1 protein-coding gene is annotated in these 1,307 nt (G+C 66.0%); it reads left to right on the top strand.

What is annotated here, in order from left to right; all coding sequences use genetic code 11:
- Positions 1-30: 30 nt before the first annotated feature.
- Positions 31-1,307 (top strand): WD40/YVTN/BNR-like repeat-containing protein (locus tag ACFTXQ_RS36605; protein ID WP_382649988.1); only part of this gene is annotated, 1,277 nt, incomplete at its 3' end.

The following is a 1,307-nucleotide window of genomic DNA, read 5'->3' as shown; positions in this document are numbered from 1 at the left end:
GCGATGGACCTCTTTCCTTAAGGACTTCTGATGACCGTGTTTTCTCAACGATGGATTGCCGCTGCGGCGATGGCGTGTACGTTATGGGGCTGTGATGGCGGATCCGACAGCGCGACAGGCGTGACCAATGCGGGTGCCGATGTCGCCGCCAATCGTAGTCAGATCGGCGGAAATGGCAGCGGCAGCAACCTGCCGGCGGCCGCGGCCAGCTGGACCAGCGTCAAGTGGGGCGGCGGTGGCTACGTCACCGACGTTGGCGGCGCGTACCGCTGGAACGCGACCAACTCGACGTGGACACCGATTACCGACGGCATCGGCTTCGGCTCAGGCGAGGGCGATTTCCATGGCGTCGAAAGCCTAGCGCTCGACCCGAACAACGATCAACTCGTCTACATGATGACCGGCATTACCGTGACGCAGGGTCACAACGGCCGCATCTACATCTCGAGCAACCGCGGCGACACCTGGACGCACTACGACCTGCCGTTCCCGGTGGGCGGCAACGACAACGGCCGCGCCACGGGCGAGCGCCTGCAGGTCGACCCGAACAATCCCTCGACGCTGTTCTACGGATCGCGCACGGCCGGCCTGTGGAAGAGTGCCGATTCGGGCCGCACCTGGGCACAGGTCACGGGTCTGTCCTCCACCACGATCAGCGGGGGCGGCTCCCCGATCGGCGTCGAACAGGTGATCTTCGATACGTCGGGCAAGGGTAGTGGCCAGCCGACCTGGATCATGTGGGCCACCGTCGCCCCGGACTACGCCAACGCGGCGGGCCTGACGTCGACCCTGTACAAGTCCACCAACGGCGGCTTCTCCTGGACGCCGGTGCCCGTCCCGCCGACGGTGTCCGGCTACTACATCCCGCACGTCGTGCGCACGTCGGACGGCAACTTCTACGTGGTGTTCAACGCGGGCGTCGGCCAGGGCATCGGTGGTCCGAGCTATCTCTACGAGTTCGGCGGAAGTAACAACGGCAACTGGACGCTGCTCAACCGCTCCAACGGTAACGGCTTTGGCGGCCTGTCCGTCTCCGGTCTGGGCTCGTCCGCCCGCATCGCACTGGGCATGACGGGCTGGAGCGACACCAGCAAGACCATCCAGCTATCCGACGACGGCGGCAGTACGTGGCGCGAAATCGAGGCCGGCATGCCGCACACCGGCACTGCCTCGGGTGGCTGCGCCGGCTGGGTCGAGAGCGTCGCCATCGACCCGGCCAATCGCGATCACGTCATGCACGTCCACGGCGGTGGCATCTGCGAAACCATGAACGCCTCGTCGCCCACGCCAACCTGGCGCCCCAAGGT

It is taken from the genome of Streptomyces sp. NPDC057010, from assembly GCF_042673805.1.
Classification (GTDB): Bacteria; Actinomycetota; Actinomycetes; order Streptomycetales; family Streptomycetaceae; genus Streptomyces.
This window is presented reverse-complemented; position numbering and strand designations above follow the sequence as displayed.